This is a genomic window from Sphingobacterium sp. BIGb0165 (assembly GCF_024810095.1).
Taxonomy (GTDB): Bacteria; Bacteroidota; Bacteroidia; order Sphingobacteriales; family Sphingobacteriaceae; genus Sphingobacterium; species Sphingobacterium detergens.
The window spans coordinates 1-18,647 of sequence record NZ_JANUEB010000005.1; the positions used below are offsets into that span (position 1 = coordinate 1).

19 protein-coding genes are annotated in these 18,647 nt (G+C 38.9%); 11 read left to right on the plus strand and 8 right to left on the minus strand.

Features of this window, described 5'->3' with window-relative positions:
• Together M2408_RS12125 and M2408_RS12130 are read left to right on the plus strand one after the other, a co-directional pair.
• Positions 1 to 375: hypothetical protein (locus M2408_RS12125; protein WP_259182134.1), on the plus strand; the 375-nt coding region annotated here is incomplete at its 5' end.
• Between the two features lie 57 nt (positions 376 to 432).
• Positions 433 to 1,035, plus strand: coding sequence for a hypothetical protein (locus M2408_RS12130; RefSeq protein ID WP_259182136.1), 603 nt, complete (start codon positions 433 to 435; stop codon positions 1,033 to 1,035).
• A gap of 101 nt (positions 1,036 to 1,136) precedes the next feature.
• Here the strand turns inward: M2408_RS12130 and M2408_RS12135 are convergent, their stop codons facing one another.
• The 6 genes from M2408_RS12135 to M2408_RS12160 all read right to left on the minus strand — a co-directional run bounded on the left by M2408_RS12135 (position 1,137) and on the right by M2408_RS12160 (position 5,826).
• The gene (locus M2408_RS12135) at positions 1,137 to 2,300 is read right to left on the minus strand and encodes a DUF5623 domain-containing protein (RefSeq protein WP_259182138.1); all 1,164 of its coding nucleotides are present in this window, start codon (positions 2,298 to 2,300) and stop codon (positions 1,137 to 1,139) included.
• Between the two features lie 228 nt (positions 2,301 to 2,528).
• Entirely contained in the window at positions 2,529 to 2,960 is a 432-nt protein-coding gene (locus M2408_RS12140) for a hypothetical protein (protein ID WP_259182140.1), read from the minus strand.
• Positions 2,961 to 3,032: 72 nt separating this feature from the next.
• Positions 3,033 to 3,965 carry a hypothetical protein gene (locus tag M2408_RS12145; protein ID WP_259182141.1) on the minus strand — a complete coding sequence of 311 codons (933 nt, stop codon included), beginning with the start codon at positions 3,963 to 3,965 and terminating at the stop codon, positions 3,033 to 3,035.
• Positions 3,966 to 3,970: 5 nt separating this feature from the next.
• Positions 3,971 to 4,633, minus strand: a complete 663-nt coding sequence (locus M2408_RS12150) for a hypothetical protein (RefSeq protein WP_259182142.1) — start codon at positions 4,631 to 4,633, stop codon at positions 3,971 to 3,973.
• 74 nt (positions 4,634 to 4,707) lie between these two features.
• Entirely contained in the window at positions 4,708 to 5,403 is a 696-nt protein-coding gene (locus M2408_RS12155) for a hypothetical protein (protein WP_259182144.1), read from the minus strand.
• 60 nt (positions 5,404 to 5,463) lie between these two features.
• Positions 5,464 to 5,826 (minus strand): hypothetical protein, encoded by a 363-nt coding sequence (locus M2408_RS12160; RefSeq protein ID WP_259182145.1) that lies wholly within the window; start codon positions 5,824 to 5,826, stop codon positions 5,464 to 5,466.
• A 597-nt stretch (positions 5,827 to 6,423) separates the two neighbouring features.
• Here M2408_RS12160 and M2408_RS12165 point away from each other — a divergent pair.
• Genes M2408_RS12165 through M2408_RS12180 form a run of 4 tightly spaced genes read left to right on the plus strand, consistent with a single transcriptional unit; the run spans position 6,424 to position 12,785 of the window.
• A complete protein-coding gene (locus tag M2408_RS12165; RefSeq protein ID WP_259182146.1) occupies positions 6,424 to 6,792 on the plus strand; it encodes a hypothetical protein in 369 nt (122 codons plus the stop codon).
• A 4-nt stretch (positions 6,793 to 6,796) separates the two neighbouring features.
• Positions 6,797 to 10,114 (plus strand): SusC/RagA family TonB-linked outer membrane protein, encoded by a 3,318-nt coding sequence (locus M2408_RS12170; protein ID WP_259182147.1) that lies wholly within the window; start codon positions 6,797 to 6,799, stop codon positions 10,112 to 10,114.
• A 10-nt stretch (positions 10,115 to 10,124) separates the two neighbouring features.
• Positions 10,125 to 11,474 carry a RagB/SusD family nutrient uptake outer membrane protein gene (locus tag M2408_RS12175; protein ID WP_259182149.1) on the plus strand — a complete coding sequence of 450 codons (1,350 nt, stop codon included), beginning with the start codon at positions 10,125 to 10,127 and terminating at the stop codon, positions 11,472 to 11,474.
• 39 nt (positions 11,475 to 11,513) lie between these two features.
• Positions 11,514 to 12,785, plus strand: a complete 1,272-nt coding sequence (locus M2408_RS12180; protein WP_259182150.1) for a TlpA disulfide reductase family protein — start codon at positions 11,514 to 11,516, stop codon at positions 12,783 to 12,785.
• A 55-nt stretch (positions 12,786 to 12,840) separates the two neighbouring features.
• Here the strand turns inward: M2408_RS12180 and M2408_RS12185 are convergent, their stop codons facing one another.
• Both M2408_RS12185 and M2408_RS12190 read right to left on the minus strand, forming a co-directional pair.
• Positions 12,841 to 13,059: a hypothetical protein gene (locus M2408_RS12185; protein WP_259182152.1), complete on the minus strand. Its 219-nt coding sequence runs from the start codon at positions 13,057 to 13,059 to the stop codon at positions 12,841 to 12,843.
• 268 nt (positions 13,060 to 13,327) lie between these two features.
• A complete protein-coding gene (locus M2408_RS12190) occupies positions 13,328 to 13,942 on the minus strand; it encodes a hypothetical protein (RefSeq protein ID WP_259182154.1) in 615 nt (204 codons plus the stop codon).
• A gap of 495 nt (positions 13,943 to 14,437) precedes the next feature.
• On the opposite strand from M2408_RS12190, the gene M2408_RS12195 reads away from it, so the two are divergent.
• From M2408_RS12195 to M2408_RS12215, 5 genes are all read left to right on the plus strand, one after another.
• Positions 14,438 to 15,187 (plus strand): hypothetical protein, encoded by a 750-nt coding sequence (locus M2408_RS12195; RefSeq protein ID WP_259182155.1) that lies wholly within the window; start codon positions 14,438 to 14,440, stop codon positions 15,185 to 15,187.
• 170 nt (positions 15,188 to 15,357) lie between these two features.
• On the plus strand, positions 15,358 to 16,410 hold the full coding sequence (locus tag M2408_RS12200) for a hypothetical protein (protein ID WP_259182157.1): 1,053 nt from the start codon (positions 15,358 to 15,360) through the stop codon (positions 16,408 to 16,410).
• A gap of 108 nt (positions 16,411 to 16,518) precedes the next feature.
• Entirely contained in the window at positions 16,519 to 16,860 is a 342-nt protein-coding gene (locus M2408_RS12205; RefSeq protein WP_120258755.1) for a hypothetical protein, read from the plus strand.
• Between the two features lie 498 nt (positions 16,861 to 17,358).
• Positions 17,359 to 18,003, plus strand: coding sequence for a DUF6266 family protein (locus M2408_RS12210; protein WP_259182161.1), 645 nt, complete (start codon positions 17,359 to 17,361; stop codon positions 18,001 to 18,003).
• Positions 18,004 to 18,092: 89 nt separating this feature from the next.
• Positions 18,093 to 18,647: a DUF6266 family protein gene (locus tag M2408_RS12215; RefSeq protein ID WP_259182162.1), complete on the plus strand. Its 555-nt coding sequence runs from the start codon at positions 18,093 to 18,095 to the stop codon at positions 18,645 to 18,647.

The following is an 18,647-nucleotide window of genomic DNA, read 5'->3' on the forward strand; positions in this document are numbered from 1 at the left end:
CAAAATAATACTTTGTTTAAACTGGCCCGCAATTACCGATACAAGTGGACCTATATCGCCGATACAAGTGGCCCGTTATGCACCGATATATACAGTTGCGCTATATTTAAAGATTTAAATGGAAATCCTGTCGGAGTGGTTTTGACAGATAGGGAATTTGACTTTGGTAGTACTTTGCGGTTGCCTATCGAACAGTATTGGATAGCGAGGAAAATGAAAGCAAGTAGTCTCTCCAAGGTGCGGGTATTTGTATATAATACAATTGATCATTCTTACCAGGCTATCTCGTTTTCCGATGAAAGAATTCAATATGTATTGGAGCGCTCTAGTCAAGTTATAAATAGAGTAGAAGTTGAGTTACAAGAAATTGGATAGAGTTAATGTCGAGCTACTCAGGTACGAGGGGCTCGATATTAAAATTAGGGGATAGTTATGAGAAATATAGACGATCTAATCGACATTGGTAAAACACATACTTTTAAAAATAATTCGATAATAAAATCGCATGGCGTTTATACTAAAGCTTCTGACGATTTGCTGAGTTGGATTGCAGTAGTTGAGGATTTTATAAAAGTTAATTACGGAGAAGAAAGCGCTGCATTTAAATTATATAATAGTTTTGATCGTAGAAAATTAAATGGATACGAGCAAGATTCGTTTGATAAGCAGATTGCAATTTTGCTAGGAGCATTAAAAGCATGTAAAAATATATCTCCAGCGAAAACCAAGAATATTAAAGAAGATCACCAAATAATCCAACTTATCAAAAACGCGTATTTTTGGACGGCTCTAGGGATTGCCATTGGTAGCGCATTTACACTAGGTAATTATTTTGGAACTTCTAAATTCGATGTGGAGAAATCCACATTCTATAATCAAGTGGAACGACAAAAAACAATGATAAGTAAATTGGAAAAGGACTCCCTAATTGCAGATTCAACGATCAAAATGTTGAATAAACAGGTTTTAATTCTTAAAGATAGCTTGTTACTAGATAAAGGGCCTAAAATAGGTGAAGATACCTCTTTTAGGTAATTTTTTAAAAAAAAATCTAAGTAAAATATCAATGGCTACGTTTTATGTGGTAGCCATTGATAAATGTCGAGCGAAAAATGGATTTCAAATAACGTTTATGTTTATGAAAAACCCTTTGGAGCAATCAGACCAATATTTTTTTCGGTAATTGCTCTCGGCAATCTATTTAGTACTTTTGGATTCTTATCATCGACGCCCCAACTTTTCAGAACAGAAATACATAGCTCTAAAGATTTTTTGTTATTATAATAAGGCGCAGTCCTATCGTCGAAATACCAATCAAATGGATCCGAATTAATATCAGTTTCAGGTTCAATGCTCTTAACTTCTCCTGCTGTTGTGCGTTGCCAAATTGGAGTATAATCTCTGTTTATGAGCACTTCAGTTCCATCATCCAACTCACATATACCATAAGGTAGCCAAAGTCTGAATGGTCTGAATTCAGCAATGCTAGGTTGGACCTTCATCACACTCACTTCGTGACGGCCGGCTTCAAAAGGTCCCGCATCTGAATAACCAGTTACAATTTCAGTTCTATAACTATGGTGAAATACTATTCCAACCTTTTTATTGGTTTTAAAGCGTATAAATGTTCCAGCAGCGATATTTTTATCTCTGATAACAGGTACTTTAATGTTTTGGGGCCATTTAATTAAAGCATTCATGGCCATATCAAACATATGATGTAGTCCCTCCAAAGGTTTACAATCGTGATAAGAGTTGTCAATTACTCCTCGAGCTCTTCTTAATAACGTCCTAAGTTGTGAGCGTTGGCGCAAAGAAGGTATTGTATCAAAGTTATGAGTAAAGCTTCCAAAGTATATCTCATTAAATGTTGCAGTATCGAGTTCGTGTTCATTATATTCACCCCCGAGCCAGGTATCCATTTTGATGCGAATATTTCTTATAATATTATATGCCTTTTTGTAATATGTAAGTTCACCTTGTATTTCCTTTAAAAATCGACCGACTTTAATATGATTTTTTACAGACATTTTTCGATTCGGTCGTTGACCTAGGACTTTGCTGGTAAGTACATGGTGATAATTTAAAGTAGCTGGTGTTGCAATTTCAGGTGTGCGTACGTCAGGCTTTTCAGCCCTATCATCATTTTTTTTGATTAATTGTTTCCAATTGGGATGGCCTTTTTCTTTAGCAACTTTTTCTAAAGCCTCGAAATGGCGAATACCAGCAATTTTGCTAAGCTTTTTTGCTTGTCTTTTGAGAGATGCGACTGTATAGTCGTTTGATTTTGATTTATTCATATAAAATTCCTCCTCTCGATGATGATGCAACGTCATTCGTCTACCGTCTCCATTACGAGAATGCGAGATTTTATATAGTTTATATTAGAAAAACGGTGCCGAAACAGCTTCGCTAAAACGAATGGCGAGCTTCCGCTTAAAGCTCATTACGAATTTAAAAAATATATTTTGGATTATTATTGTCTATTGGATTATTTATTTAAGAATTATACGGTATCTAAATTAAGTTTATGAAAAAAGTGATAGCTGGTTAACTTTAATTCTCTTTAAATTATCAAATTCGACAGGGTTTGTTGAAATTAAATGAGCGAGATGACCTGTATAAGGACATACTATTTTGTATGATGATTGCACCAATAATCCTTTTTTTTCAAAAGTCCGTTTATAACGACATGCAGCTTCAATCGGAATACCTAATGCTTGGCAGTATGCTTTTTTTGTAGTTGTGAGATAGCGCAGTCCAAGGAAGAACAGTTCTTCTTCCTTTAACTCTTTTTTTAAGGAATCGATATCTTTTTTAGTATACCTTTCAATTACAGTAATAATGGTATTCATTAGAGTTTTTTTATTCAGGTGTTTTTTTGATAACAATCTATAAGAAAAAATTAAATCGTTCCTATTGTTATTTTGGCTAATCTTTTTTGTTTTTCTATTTATCATTGTGCTTTTGTTTAATTAAGCACAATATGGATGGTGATTGTTGGGATTCCAGCGGGGATTTTGGGGATTGGCTTACTTGTGCATCAGTTTATATATTGCTAATTCATCATCATTTTTAAAAGAGTTCATGCATTTCATTATCCTAAAAAGAGTCTGTTCTTTTTTTAATTCACCTTCACCTAATTCATCATAGATTAATTTGATACAGACGGCAACTTTTGTTTTAGTGTTGCGTTTTAAATTTATTGTTCCCTCAGGAAATGAAATATTTTTCTCTTGCACAAAGAAACTTGTCAATAGTGCTGAGATTTTATTGAAATCATCTTCTGATCTAAAAGCATGGTGCCAACCGTCCGTTCGAGACATGGTATTAAAAGAATCACTAATAATTTTATGTGTGTTTTTTTGAGCTTCTAGTATTTTAATAGAATCTTTTACCTGCCAACCTGGACTATGCTTATTGATTTCGTTCTTACTGTTTTTATAGGACTCTTTGAAGACGTCAAAATTTCCAAAATTAGAGTCAAATGGTTCGGGTTTATCCTCCGCTTTTTGATCTTCCTTTTTGTTATCTATAATGAATTGTAGGTCATTAATAATTGCGTCAATTGTTTTTAAAATAGAAGATGGAATACATAACTCATCTTCAAAATAAAAAATCGTTCGGCTTAAGCATTCAAAGAAATATTTTCTTTCTTCATATTCATCATGGAGATTTTTGTTTAGTGCAAAGGCAGATAAATAGTCTCGAACAAATATTCTATTGTCTGAATACAAAATTATTTTATGCAAAACAAAATAGAGTTTATTAAAAAAATCAAGTGTTTCAAAATCGTATTGACGATGTCCTAGTACAGGGCTGGGCAATAACGATTCGTATATATCAAGATTAATTTCGTTATCTAAGTACCATGAAATGTCTCGAACATTCATCGTATGGACTGCTGTCAATTTTATAATTCCAGGTGACTTAGGTGTATATTTAATATACCATGATACTTCCATAAAAATTAATTATTCTGAAGTCCAGATTTATATTTTAAAAGAGTTTCATTGCAATATATTCCAAGACTTCTGAATGAGTTACTATATTCATATCTGTTAAATGTATCAGTATAATTAATATCGCTTCCCCCTAGAACCCTTTGTTCAATCTTTGTAATAAAGCCAACAGATTGGAGTCTCATAATAGTATTCAAAGGTATTTCACCTAAATATCCGTTTCTCATATAAGTAGGTAAAGGGGCCGATATAAGTAAATCATTTATAAAAATTATCTCGACTGCATCTATAATTTCTAATAATTGGTCTTTGGATAGTTTTTCTTCAATATAAGCTTTAAATAGGTTCCCAATTAATTCAGCCTTTATTTCACTGTTTAATTGATTGAGAACAATCAAGAGTTTTTCTGAGAGCACCTTGTTGTCTTTCATTAGAAATTTATTCTTTAATTCCTCTTCAATATCTTCTAATCCTGACAAGAATTTACCAATCTTTTTTAAAAGAAAATAATCACTGATTTTTTTTGAAACACCATATAGTTTAAATACAGATCCTATTATCGGAATATCTTTTATTGATTCATTATCAATAACGTTATCTAATTCCAGTTCAAGAATGTCTGTTATAAGTCCTTTAAGATTTTCATCTTTAATTATGTCTAGCAATTTCATCTTTATCTATTATGTTTATTTTATAAAACACTCATTCCAAAAGGACGATTCGAAATTGTAATTTTTGTTCAGATTTATCTAATATCCTTTTCTATCCCATGTCCTTGTATTTCAATTAGCTCTGTTAGATCTGGTGTAAATGAATTATCCTGGATATCCTTGAAATTCTTTAAGACAAATGCGCCTAAACGATCGTAGATTTTGCTTAATTTTTTTTCTATCTCTTTTATAATCTCAATAATCATTTCTTTTAGCGAATTGTTGAAGATTTTTAAATTATTTACATATATAAGATTATCATGTATCGCAAATGATTCTTCGAAAATTGAAATCGCAACCGGATTCATCTCAAATTGAGAATTTCCACCGTGCGCAACATATTGATTTCTAAATGTCATTAATTGGTAATGTAAATCTCGTTGCTCATCATTACATATTTTCAATATTTGTTTTTCCTCTAATTTGATTTTCCTACCTTCAGCAGTTGTAAAGCACTTAGCATATGTAACTGCAATAAAAAAAGATAAGCTTCTGCTTACAATGTAATTGGTTGAATTATTGTGATCTACGATATAATCAATAGTCTCAAGTATATTCTGTAAATCTTTTTGTATTAGCCTATATCCGGAAAATTGATTTGCAATTGGATTATTTTTTAGTACATAATGGGGAGCAGCTTTATCGGAAATATTTTCATAATTGATAAACTTATTATTGCACGATCTTATTCGAATAAGATACCCTTCTGTTTTATAATATAAATCGTCCATTGTAGATGGTAGAAACCAATATTTGCTATTCAATTTTTTGAGGTGGAGACCATTAATACCCTAATTTATTTTATTATATAAATCCTTCACTCTCACTCTTAATTTGTCATAAAATGCTTTTTTTTGTTGCGTCAACTTTGTTTCTAAAGCTAAACAATCGTCAATTAATTCTAATACTTCATCCTTGGTTTTAAGTACAAATAGAGACGGAAAGTTGATGTTTAATTTTTGACTTACTAACATGATTATATTCCATCCAATTATATGCTCTGCTCTTTCAATCCTACCTATCAATGTGTTGTCGGTCTCACTAATAATACCTAAATCGAGCTGAGAAAGCTTGCATTCTAGTCTCTTTAATTTGATAGTCAGTCCAAGTGAGATATTAATAATTTCTATTTCGATTTTTGAATAGTTGGTCATAAACCAAATGTTCACATATTTGGAAATTTTATTCGATACATATTTGTATTGAATAAGAGGAATTTGTATTTTTGTTCTATATTCATTCAAATTTTGAAAAGAATAGCATTTGACTAAAAGAGTCTCGATAGTGAATTCCGACAAATTACTAGTGAACGAGGCGGTGGTCTTATGCCCATGTAGATATTTTTGTACTTTTGTGCAAGCTATAGCTCATGGGCGACTATCGTAATTCCGTTTCACTAGGCCGTCGGAAGCCTGCTATACGGTTGATAGGAGCCCGCTATAGTTCTTATAGGCCTTTATGGGACTCACTTTATAAAATTTAAATTAAGTGAGCAATGAAACAAAAAAAACAAAACACAAAAAATCTTATTAAATCTCCTGAGTAGCTCAGTATGATTCAGCCAGCAATGATCTGGTCACATTAGCTATGGAATTCGAGATGCCCAATTATTTACCTAGTGATACTCATTCAAAAGAATTCTAGCTCTTCTAATTAATCAATTTTATTACAAGCGGCTAACGGCCTAAAAAATAACTGATCTACTCAGACTGGAACAGCTATGCCTAAACTCGCGATTAAAAATCTAAAAGATGAGATCTAATTACACTCACCTAATTCTATTGGATTTGGTGATTTATGAGACGCATCGAACAGGATATAATCCTGTTAAGAATGTTCAAGACTTTTGGCATAATTATCCCTTAAGCACAATTCAAGGCTATATTGTTGCATTTCAACTCTGCACGAGTGATAAGGAAAATTTGAATGGCAATTCACAATTGTCTGAATTTTCTGTTGAACTTCTGCGCACATTGATAGGTTATCTTATGATCCATACGCATCAAATGGATCTGGGTAAGGTATCAATTTCAATTGAGGTCAATAAAGAGGAGATAGCGACTTCCAAAGCTATTTCGGATTTCTTCCGGCGGGTATCACCTTCCAATACCAATTCCTAGTATTATGAAAAAATTAAAATTACAATCCAATAACAGCATATTGCTGCATATTCAGATATTAAAGATCGCGGTACTCGTAATCTTATACCTTCTAGTTTCTATGTTTAGTTTATCAGCTCAGACGCCCCGCAAGGACAGCGGGGCCGATGGGCTATATAATTTGCAAGGCACTGTGGTTTCAGCTACAGATGGAAAGCCTTTGCAGGGCGTATCGGTACGTGCCGAGGCCCAGAAGCAAAGGACATCATCCAACAAGGATGGTAGTTTTACACTTCCGGTCAAACATAGAAACGGGTTAGTAAAATTTACTTATGTGGGTTACAAGCCCCTTGAAGTCGAATACTCCCCAGGAGTATCATTAACGATAAAAATGATACCGCTAGAGAATCAATTGGAAGAGGTGGAGGTAGTCTCCACAGGTTACCAAAAGATTCCCAAGGAGAGGGCGACAGGTAGCTTCGAATTCGTTGATAGTAAACTGCTCAATCGCAAAGTATCTACCGATTTTGTGAGCAGGCTGGAGGATGTGGTGCCCAGCATCTCTTCAATGAAAGTATTTCCTGAAAATAAGGGTGTACTGCTGGGGATCAATGTGCGGGGGATGAGCACGATGAACTCCAATGTATGGCCATTGGTCGTTATTGACGGTGTCCCGTATCCCAACAACTATGACATCTTTAACGGAAACTTTATGAATATCAATCCAAATGATATTGAAAATGTCTCCATTTTAAAAGATGCTGCAGCCTCTTCGATCTGGGGAGCACAGTCGGGCAATGGGGTGATCGTGATCACGACAAAGAAAGGGGTATTTAACCAGCCATTCCAGCTTTCTTTTAATACTAGTATGACCATTGGACGGAAGCCCGACCTATATTATTATCCGCAGATGCGCTCTTCGGATTATGTCGATCTAGAGAAATACCTGTATGATCAGGGATACTGGACTTATCGTCTCGATCAGTATAGCATCGCGCAGACGCCTGTGATCCAGTTGCTGAAAAAGAACCGGGATGGTCTAATCAGTCAGCAGCAGCTGGATGCCGAACTGACAAAGTTAAAAGGTATCGATATGCGCGATGATTTCACCAAATACTATTATCGTCCTTCGTTCAATCAGCAGTATAACCTGCAATTGACAGGTGGCAACCAAAAGATAAATACGCTCTTTTCGGTTGGTTGGGATAAAAATAAGAGTAGCCTCATTACTTCTGATTATGAGCGGATGACCTTTCGGAACCGGACTGAATTTAATCCTGTCAAAAATTTAAATCTTTCGCTTGCGCTCACCTATACCGAATCAAAGCGAAAGCAGGCGATGTTGAATTCCTCAGGTTATGAAGGGGTAGGGCGAGGCTTTGGAAATTATCCCTACCTAGATCTTGCCGATGAGCAGGGCAATCCTCTTGTGGTGGATGCGGTACCCTTCAACCCAATTTTTAGGGATACTGTCGGCGGTGGGAAACTGCTCGACTGGAAGTATAGACCATTGGCAGAAATCAATGAGACCGCCGACATCCTCCGTGTCAAAGAAACTTTCTTGACCTTCGGAGCAAATTATAGGCTCAACGACAATTGGAAAGTGAACGGACTGTTGTCTTATCAATATCAGTTTGAACCCAATGATGTCTGGCGGGGGATAGGTAGCTATGAACAGCGCAGCACGCTAAACTACCATGCGACCTATGATCAGGATAATGTGACTTGGGTCGTGCCCTATGGCGATTATATGAATAAAATGGATCGCCAAAACCAGACACTCCAAGGGCGGTTGCAACTGGAATTTGATCAGCAATGGGGGGACAAACACCTTGTTTCGGCAATAGCGGGCTACGAGGTCCGTCAGGTAAAAAGTGATATGAGCATGAAAATTCTCTGGGGGGTAGATCCGAGTACGCTGTCTTTTCAGACCATGCCCTACGGTATACCTATTAAGGCTTTGAATGGAAAGGATGGTACGAAAACATTGGTGGACTTTTCAACCATGGAGGCGACCAATTACCGGTATATCTCGTATTTTGCGAATGCTTCTTATACCTATGACAACCGTTATATATTAAGCTCGAGTGTACGGAAAGATGCTTCAAACTTATTTGGTGTGAAGAGCAATGACCGGGGGCAGCCTTTTTGGTCTGTCGGCGCCGCATGGAATCTGCATAAAGAGTCATTTGTAGATACCGAGCTTATTCAGTTGTTGCGCCTGAAGGCTACGTACGGCTATAATGGTAATGTCAACAATAGCACCTCTGCCTACCCGATTATATACAAAGAAAATGCTCCGCATTATATCACTGGGCTCAACTATGCGACTATGCAGAGTCCGCCCAATCCAAACTTGAGATGGGAGCGGGTAGGAATGGTTAATTTTGGACTGGAATTTGGTCTATTGAACAACAGGATTTCAGGTTCTTTGGAATACTATCGGAAATATCCGAAGGACCTCATCACAGCCACCCAGGTAGATGCCACAACAGGCTTTGGACTTTTGAATGTCAATGGTGCGGATCTGCTCGGAAAAGGGATGGATATCAATCTGGTGACCGAAAATATTCGGTCGAAATCATTTTCATGGCGGACAAACCTTGTTTTTTCTTACAACCGCACCCGGGTGAAAAAGTCGTATATCGACAATGCACGTGGAGTGGACTATGTTACTGGCCCCTATGGGATGTCAGTCACGCCTATTGAAGGCGCTGACCTGTATAACCTGTTGACCTACAAATGGGCGGGTCTGAATCCCGAGACGGGGGCTGCGAGGGGTTATATAAATGGTGTAATATCAGAGGACTATAGCAATATTGTCTACAACACAACGGTGGATGCCTTGGAAAATCATGGTTCACTCAGACCGGTTTCTTTCGGGTCCGTGCGCAATACCTTCGCTTATAATAATCTGGAGCTGTCATTTAATGTCGCCTTTCAGCTCGGACATGTGTTTCAACGAACCAGCTTTCAGAATGAATCGTTTATTCTGGATGGAATGGGCCACAGCGACTATGCGCAGCGCTGGCAAAAGCCAGGTGATGAAGCTGCGACAGACGTGCCGGCATTCCGTTATCCAATAGCCATGAGCGAAAGCCGTTTTTATGCAAACTCTTCGGCATTAGTTAGCAAAGCGGATTTTATAAAACTACGTGATATCCAATTGTCTTATCAGTTTCGCAAACTTGGCCGTACGCCGATAAAAAACCTGCGTATATACGGCTACTTGCAAAATATTGGTATGCTCTGGAAAGCCAATAAATGGGGAATAGACCCCGAATATGGCCGTTATACACCCGAGCGATTATCCCTTGCATTGGGAGCTAGTTTTAACCTTTAATGATAAATAGATGAAACTAATAAAGCTAATTTTTCCACTTATCCTACTATTAAGTGGTTGTTCAAAATATTTGGACCTCAAACCCGACAACAGGATGGCTGTACCGCAGACACTCGCTGACTGCGAATTGCTACTGAATGATTACAGCACCATGAATACCGGATTTTCCTCGCTCGGGGAGAGTGGTACGGACGATTTTTTTATAGAATCGGGAAACTACGAAGCGCTTACAGATATGGATGAAAAGAATGCTTATATCTGGTCAAACGAGCCTGTTTCAAGTGACTTCCAATGGCAGAGCACCTATAAGGTGGTCTTTGTGAGCAATCAGATCTTAGCCGTACTGAACGATCTGCCACAAAAAACGGGCAATGATAATAAAAAGGTATTGGGAGCAGCACATTTTTACAGGGCTTTCGCTTTTCACCAGATCGCCGAAGTTTTTTGCTTGCCCTATGAAGAGTCAAAAGCTTCATCTACTCCGGGTATTCCTATACGCACTATGCCATCGCTGGAAGGTAGATCGCTGCGGTCGGATCTAAGGACTTCTTATGAGCAGATTATAGCCGATTATAAGATAGCAGCTGCAAATCTACCTGTGGCCGAAAATAAAAAAGGTAGACCTGCAAGGGCAGCGGCTTATGCTGCTCTAGCGAGGGTATATCTGGGGATGCAACGGTACGAAGAGGCTTATAAATATGCTGATTCGTGTTTGCGGCTCCAAGCTCGACTGATCGATTTCAATACTTTGAATACCAGTGATGAATTTCCGATCCAGCGGTTCAATACCGAAGTGCTCTTTCCGGCCACGACAGGCTACTCTGATCTGATGCAGTATTATTATGCACGCGTGAGCCCTGAGCTATATGAAAGCTATGCCGATGCTGATCTTCGAAAGGTACTCTTTTTTGAGCCAAGCTATTCTGATGAGAGCACCTACGGCATCACTGCATCGTATGATAACTATCCCACTGGAATATTTATAGGGCTGACCACAAGCGAGGCCTATCTGATCCGGGCAGAAGCTGCTGCACGCTTGGGGCGAAATACTGTTGCGCTGGTTGATCTGAATACATTATTGAAAAACAGGATGGAAACGGCTGCCTTTCAGCCGGTCACGGAGGACGATCCACTCGCACTGTTAAAGCTTATACTGCTGGAACGCCGGAAGGAGCTGGTCTCAAGAGGGCGGCGATGGGCGGATCTCAAACGGCTCAATCAGGATAGCCGATTTGCAAAGGAACTGACACGCAGCGTGAATGGTAAGACTTTTACCTTGAAGCCGGGTAGTTTAAACTATGCAGTCCTCATCCCACAGAAGGTCATTGACCTGACCGGAATGGAACAGAATAGACGCTAATAAATAAGTAATTAACTAAAGACATCAAAAAAAAATATCATGAACAAACTAAGAATATACACTGCTATTGTAACGGGGGTAATCTTATTCCTCTTGATAGCCTTTCAGGCAAATGGGCAAATCAAGGCATTGAAGGTGGGGGATAGGCTTCCCGCTGCAATGGAGCATCGCCTCTTAAACTATAAAAGTGCAAAGGTAAATCTTGACGAACTACAGGATAAGGTTGTTATCCTTGACTTTTTTGATACATTCTGCAGTAATTGCATTGAGGCTATGCCAAAGCTTCAAAAATTGCAGAATGAACTCGGGGATAAACTGCAGATCATTGTTGTCACCTGGCAAGATAGTGCTACGATAACTAAATTTTTTCGTACAAACCAATATTTGAAGGAGAAAAATATCAAGCTTCCTATTATTGTATCAGATACAACACTGAAGAAGTTGTTTATCCATCAGGGCTTACCTCATGTTGCCTGGTTATTTAAAAATAGGGTAGCAGCAATCACATTTTCAGAATTCTCGAAGGCTGAGCACGTGGAGCGTCTCTATCAGGATGGGAAAATCCAGCTGCCACTGAAAAATGACTTTGAAAACAATGAGCCAGAAGCCCCCGTCGTAGGGGATTCCGCTCATTCAGATCGGGGTGGTTCCGTACTGACGGGCTATAGAGACGGGGCGACGGAGCATGGCTTCCTTATCTATCGGGATACAATGGGGTATGGGACGTATGGAACATTAAAGAATATGCCCATACTGGCTGCTTATGTCTCCATGTGGACAAAGGTCAAAAAACCTAAATTTTTGTTGAACAAGGAACGTATTGTATGGGAGGTGGCGGACTCCAACAAATACAATTATCTTTCAGATAAGCTGTCGTATCGGGAATGGTTATTGGACTATGGTATATGTTATGAACGCAAAATCATGCGTAATGTGGATGATTTGGAATTTGCGAAAAGCGCACTGGAGGATATGAATCAATTACTGGGACTGGCCGTGTATTGGGATGAAAGAATAAACGACTGTCTGGAGCTAAAAAAACTGCCTGCTAACAAAATAAATCGAAAAACTGTGATGCAAAAAACGGGCGGTGGAGATACAATGATGATAGAGGGAACTGATGTGCTGACTTTTGCAGTGGATATGACAAAAAAATATCCGCCCTGCATTGATCTTGCAAAAACTGATATCAAAATGGAGATCGGCGAATTTAAAACGATGGAAGAGCTAAACCTGCAGTTAGCAAAATATGGGCTAGTCATAAGTAAAGGCAGGCGTGCGATTGAAGTGCTTGTTATCAAGGAGAAATAAATAATAGAAGGGGGATAGCATCCCGCTATCCCCCTTATCGGTTCTCTTTTGTACACTACGCTTTCAACTGCACGTTGGCTGATGAAGTCCGCGAATGCAAAGCAATAATCATTTCGTCCTTTAACGCTGGCGTTAAATTGGGCTTATTGCTCGCATTGGCAGTTGTCTGAACAGCACAAATTTGATTTGTGCCAGAACAAGACGGACTTCCCACCGCTGTATAGTCGTTAGGTTGCGTAGGATTACCGCCTGAGTTTAATGAAAACCAAGCCATATTGACCTCCGTTCTTTAACGATTAAAAAATATCATAATTTACTCCAAATTGGTCACGCCCCATTACTGGAACGGCTGTGTGCCTCTGGTCCTTGATTCAGCAAACAGCAATAAAACTTCCCAGTACCCCTGCGGGAAATACCGCAAATTTATTCCGAAACCATTTTCTGTTTTTCCCCATTTCTTAGATCTTTTAATTTTTCTTCTTTCGTTAATTCAAAGATATTGCAGGATTTTTGGCAAAACACCGCCACCTGGTGGCGGTATTTTATCTGCGACGCACATATAAACGTTTGGCCCGTTGTATAGACCGCTCGGATATTAGCAGCAAGCGTGATTGCTCAGATTGGCTGAGCGTGTTATAAAGGGAAGGAAGATGATCCCCAAAATAAAAATATCGACTCGTAATATTGGGTAGGGTACTGATCACCCGGAGATGGTCAAGCTGGTATTTTTTCTTATTGACCAGGAGATCAATCAACGTGTCGATGGCTTTTTCCTGATTGCGATAGGGGCCTATAGCTTTATAAGGAATCTTGAGGACTAATCCCGATTTTAAACAGACAATATCTCCCAATGCTGGACTTCTGCTAAAAAAATGCATCGTCGTAAAGAATCCCATATGAGGTAAGGCCACCGTCATGATGAGTCGTTCGTCCCGATCGGGACAATAACGCTCTTTTGCCAATATACCTACCAATACAATGTAGAGTGTGGATTGCATATGTGGTGTCTCCGATAGGATCTGACCTCTTGTCATCGGTATAATCTCCCCATTTTTCAATAGCCAGCGCTTATGGAAGTCTTCGAGCTCCGGATGCAATTTTGCCCAATAGGTATAAAATGTCAGGAGTGCTTCTTTTTCAGAATAGTATGTTCCCATTTAGTCAACTCGTTGTTATAATATGGCAATGGTAGGCTCAATAATAGGCCGTTTGCGCATAAGGTTTATATATGTTCTCGATATTCATCAGGAAATGAATTTCGAATAAAGTAAATTTAGGCTCTTAGATGGTTATTCTGAAGGTAATTGTTGTGCTAGGAAGTTTTTATTTGGGTAAATATTTTACCTATGATGGGCTTGTTTAAAATAATATATTTACAGCCAATTATTTGACCGATTATGATTGAAACAACAAGTAAACCCAGGTGGTATGATTATCTTATCTGCATTGTTGCCGGTATTTTTGTGATGGCTATCTGTAATTTTGTAGCCTATATCCCCGCGCTCCGGTCTTTACCCGAGCACCTTTATGATAAAATGATTGTCGATCGGATAAGCTGGTCTCTATTATCGGCGACTTTTTTCTATGGAATTTGGTTCTATTTCGTTGTTATAATCCTACAATCAAATTTTAAATATAAACCTCCTCGTGATGTGACCTTATGGGCTGTTGTACCTTACACGTTAGCCAGCTTATTTGTTGGAAATGCCATCTTTAATGAGAGACGGAGCGGGAGTGCACTGGCGGAAGCTTTAGATGAAGTGTATATTTCTAGGGTCGACCCAGAAATCATGGATTTTTATCGACAGGCTGATTTAAAATATTACTTATCCGCAATACTAATTGGCTATTTTGTATTGATCTTCTTCAAAGGATATCGAAAACGAATGCTGGCAATTTTGAGTGCCAAGTCTAAAAATCCAACTAATAAAAAAAGGTCAAAAGATGTTGAAGACAAGAAGTTAATAGATGAAGCACAAAAGCTTGCCAATACATTTGCTGATACAGACAAAATTAAATCTACTGATCCAGATAGCGAGGCCTTAGATGTGGATTTTTTCGCGTTTATATATGGGGAAGGTTTTGATTATGTCATCATTAACGAAGGTCATGTCGTCCCTTTTTTTAATAAGGACGATGAACCGCTTGACACCATCTTTGAAGGAATTTTTGTACAGATTAATAGGACGCTTTATATTCGTGCTGACCATATTATGTTATTTGACCTAGAAAAGCTCTATATTATTATATCCCCAAAGCTTGAAGAGCTGTTTGAGAAGATCACCAAAAAAAGCGTTCAAAATAAACTTTATTCTTACCGCTGTCTGCATAAGCCGAAAAGCTATTACCAGATAGAGCCTAGGTTGGTGGAAAAAATAAAAAGTAGATTCAAAATGGATTAACAAAAGATCAATATTTTACTTTTAGCTGCCTGTTGGTAAAAATTTTACCGTTAGATAAATCGTTTGGTAAAATAGTTGTATCATATAAAGTTTTATTTTTAATCAATTAAGGTTTGTGTTATATTTAAAGTTTATTATTTTAAATAATTAACTTTAGCGTTATCCAGTTTATGCAGCCTGATATTGATATACAACTTATCCTGTTTCAGATTATCGAAGAAAAAATAAAAGACCCTGATCGAACGACATCGGAAATGATGGAATTGCTTTGCATTGAAAAGCGTTCGCTGCGCAATCGACAAAGGGGTACGACGTATTTGACTGGTCCCGAATTTTATAGGCTTGCTCGCCATTTCGATGTCCGTATGTACGATATCGAACGACAATTGCAACAGCAGGCAGCAGCAGAAGCCAGACCTGAAAAATCATCGGGTTTTGCACCACAGACTGTATTGTCAATCGACTCCAGCTATATACCACTGTTGCGCCTCGAATTTACGGACCTTCTGCAATATATCGAGGCCCTCTGCGAGGAAATGGAAACCTTGGCCAGCAGGGACAGTCCCTGGATAAAAATGGTATGTTCCGAGGTGCCACTGTTTCATCTGGTGGGCTTTGAGCAACTGGCTTTTTTTAAGATCTTTATGTACTATCATCATATTGTGGATGAAAGAATCACCTTTGAAGAGTTTCTGAGAAAAGTAAAGCACTTTGACTTGTCATTACGCTTTCGTACCATATTTGAAAGCTATGCTGCTATTGGCAGTGAAGAAATATGGGATAGACATACTTTTGAAAAACTGCTCCGGCTCATTGATGAGTGTTATGTATATGGTAAGTTTGAACAGCAAGAGACTGTTGAAGGGTTGCTGACTGAGGTCGATGAGCTCGTGAAATACCTCAATCCCATCATTCTGGAAGGTAAAAAAATAAAGGGAGCATGGATCGAACTCTATGATTTTGAATCGGTCATGCGCGAGGGGATTACATTAATGGGAGTGGGAAATAAGCCTAAAAAGGCATTTTTTACCTTATTTATGCTACAAAATGTCAGTACCACCCATCCAGAAATCCTGTCCTTTCTGGAGCGGGTATTTCATGCAATTTTAAGACGGTCCAATCTGATGGTCAAAAGCTCAAGTCGGCTTAAAAGTAAATTTCTCAATTTACTTTCTGAACAGGCTATGCAATACCGAAATAAAATTCTTAAAAGTCATGAATAATGGGATGGGGTAAGTGGTGTAGGTATGAAAATCTTCAATTATTATAAACCCGATCAATTGGTTTTCCGACTGTGAAAGGGGAGGGCGATTGATCCTAAATTCCAGTCTATGAATAAATATTTACATTGTGAGGGCTGTTTTGACATTTCTGCTAAGCCAAAAGAATGTCGCCAGCCCTGTTTGCACGACGCATTCAGGTATCTTGTTGACAAGATCACCGATTCTTCCGAGCAGATCAAAGCGTTGATTCTCCGAAAACTGCCCGATCCTCCGCTGGAACTGGTGCATAGCAAAGAAGTATGCCGCTACGTAGGCATTGTTTCAAAAACACTCTACCGCTGTGAAAAACAGGGCTTGATACTTCCATTCAAAAAAGACCATACCGGCAAGTATTTTTTACATACGGATATGGTAGCCTTCAAAAAGAAATACCACCACCTCGCGGATTAATTTTCCCAAAATCCGAACACTTTTCTTCTTTCGTTTGATTTCGTTTTTTTTAGATAGCAAAGCTTTCTCCTTTCAATTTCCCGTCCCTTATTCAAGGCTTCTTCGCTACTGCTTCATACCATATTCGCATTCACTGCTATATTCCGCTACATATCCTCCACTAATTCCCTACCAAAAGAGTAGGAAAACAGTAGATAATAAGTAGAGAAACAGTTAATAAATGCCGAATCAGGTACGGATAGGGCACGACGCAGGATTGAAGCAATATCGCGGCAATAGCGGATTGGCCTGGTTACAGAGACCTTTTTGGCAGGGACAGCGAACGGACAATTGTATGCCCTGTAAATCCTAGGAAAACTAGGGCTAGGACAGCGACCGGACTATCCGATTTTCTGCCTTGAAATTGCCAATTATCGATTTTATGTTTGTTGCTGTAAAGCATGATATACCGGTAAAAATCAAGTTTTTACATGTTTTAAACTTTTAAAAAATAATAACATGGGAACAATTAGAAAAGGTGCAAATGGTGGATTCAGCGGTAAGGCTGGGTCAGTAATAGGGGCGAGCTGGAAAAGCATTGATTACATCCGTGGGCTTTCAAAAAAGAGCAACAAGCCTGCGACTGAGGAGCAACTGATTCAGCAGGCTCGGTTCTACACCATTGCCAAATTTATAATGCCTATCGCGCCCTTTGTGCAGGTAGGCTTTTCGCAGATCAATGCGAATACGATGACGCCAACAAATGCGGCGCTGCAGGCCAATATCAAGACTGCTGTGGTGGGTACATACCCCAACTTTGTGCTTGACTATGCTAAGGTACAAATTTCCCAGGGGAGTTTGCAACCCGGGGGTACAGTAAAGGCAGAGGTAGCCGCCGGAATGTTGATGATCAGCTGGACAAATAAGGCGATAGCCATTCAAAACGGGCAATTGGACGACCTTGTCTACATCTTACTATACCATCCGGAGCTGGACGAATTCCTGACAGCTCCCGAACCTCCAACTCGGGGCTTGGGGACGGTGGATATCGAGCTGCCCGAACACTTCCTCGGAAGTAAAGGGCAGCTATGGCTCTTCTTTGCGGATCGCAAGAACAAGCGAATCAGTCGGACAAACTATCTAGGTGAACTAGACCTGGTCTAGTGAGTTAACGAGATGGCCGGTGCATGGTGCCGGTCATCTTATAGTTATTGTTTACCCTCGCATAGATGTGGGAGTTAATATTAAATAAAATGAAAATACTAGCGAAACAAAAAGAAAGTAAAGCTTTTGTGGTTAATGGAACTGAAACAGTTCGGATGAAATTCACCAAAGCAAGAAAGTTCCTGAATCCGGTGAATTATATCGTGCAGATGGGCTATAAATCACGTAAAAATAGAAAGACGCCTATCGGTCGGGCGATGTCCGCAATATTACAGAGTGCCATGATCGGTACTTATCCCAATATTGAGGTAGACCCTGCCAAAGCAAAACTGAGCGCAGGCATGAAGTCCGCGTTGAAAGTATATTCATTAGAGCGAAAAGGAGCAGATATCGCGCTCAGCTGGAATCCGGTAACGGATAAAGTGAAACGCAATGAATGGGATGATGGGATCATCCTATGTGCTTACGCTATCGCGCATGAACTGGCGGCGATCAATGAAGAAGCAGCCCTGAGGTATGATGGCAAGTTGCAGCTGCGGCTGCCAGAAGGAATGGAAGAGCTGCCCGTACATCTGTACTTGATTGTACATGATAGAGACAAAGCTAATTTTTCTGATAGCCAATACTTAGGGCTATTTGCTTAG

What these genes read in the sequence shown, in the direction of transcription:
- M2408_RS12130 (WP_259182136.1), top strand. Translation starts at nt 433, where the DNA reads ATGAGAAATATAGACGATCTAATCGACATTGGTAAAACACATACTTTT.
- M2408_RS12135 (WP_259182138.1), bottom strand. Translation starts at nt 2,300, where the DNA reads ATGAATAAATCAAAATCAAACGACTATACAGTCGCATCTCTCAAAAGA.
- M2408_RS12140 (WP_259182140.1), bottom strand. Translation starts at nt 2,960, where the DNA reads ATGATAAATAGAAAAACAAAAAAGATTAGCCAAAATAACAATAGGAAC.
- M2408_RS12145 (WP_259182141.1), bottom strand. Translation starts at nt 3,965, where the DNA reads ATGGAAGTATCATGGTATATTAAATATACACCTAAGTCACCTGGAATT.
- M2408_RS12150 (WP_259182142.1), bottom strand. Translation starts at nt 4,633, where the DNA reads ATGAAATTGCTAGACATAATTAAAGATGAAAATCTTAAAGGACTTATA.
- M2408_RS12155 (WP_259182144.1), bottom strand. Translation starts at nt 5,403, where the DNA reads ATGGACGATTTATATTATAAAACAGAAGGGTATCTTATTCGAATAAGA.
- M2408_RS12160 (WP_259182145.1), bottom strand. Translation starts at nt 5,826, where the DNA reads ATGACCAACTATTCAAAAATCGAAATAGAAATTATTAATATCTCACTT.
- M2408_RS12165 (WP_259182146.1), top strand. Translation starts at nt 6,424, where the DNA reads ATGAGATCTAATTACACTCACCTAATTCTATTGGATTTGGTGATTTAT.
- M2408_RS12170 (WP_259182147.1), top strand. Translation starts at nt 6,797, where the DNA reads ATGAAAAAATTAAAATTACAATCCAATAACAGCATATTGCTGCATATT.
- M2408_RS12175 (WP_259182149.1), top strand. Translation starts at nt 10,125, where the DNA reads ATGAAACTAATAAAGCTAATTTTTCCACTTATCCTACTATTAAGTGGT.
- M2408_RS12180 (WP_259182150.1), top strand. Translation starts at nt 11,514, where the DNA reads ATGAACAAACTAAGAATATACACTGCTATTGTAACGGGGGTAATCTTA.
- M2408_RS12185 (WP_259182152.1), bottom strand. Translation starts at nt 13,059, where the DNA reads ATGGCTTGGTTTTCATTAAACTCAGGCGGTAATCCTACGCAACCTAAC.
- M2408_RS12190 (WP_259182154.1), bottom strand. Translation starts at nt 13,942, where the DNA reads ATGGGAACATACTATTCTGAAAAAGAAGCACTCCTGACATTTTATACC.
- M2408_RS12200 (WP_259182157.1), top strand. Translation starts at nt 15,358, where the DNA reads ATGCAGCCTGATATTGATATACAACTTATCCTGTTTCAGATTATCGAA.
- M2408_RS12205 (WP_120258755.1), top strand. Translation starts at nt 16,519, where the DNA reads ATGAATAAATATTTACATTGTGAGGGCTGTTTTGACATTTCTGCTAAG.
- M2408_RS12210 (WP_259182161.1), top strand. Translation starts at nt 17,359, where the DNA reads ATGGGAACAATTAGAAAAGGTGCAAATGGTGGATTCAGCGGTAAGGCT.
- M2408_RS12215 (WP_259182162.1), top strand. Translation starts at nt 18,093, where the DNA reads ATGAAAATACTAGCGAAACAAAAAGAAAGTAAAGCTTTTGTGGTTAAT.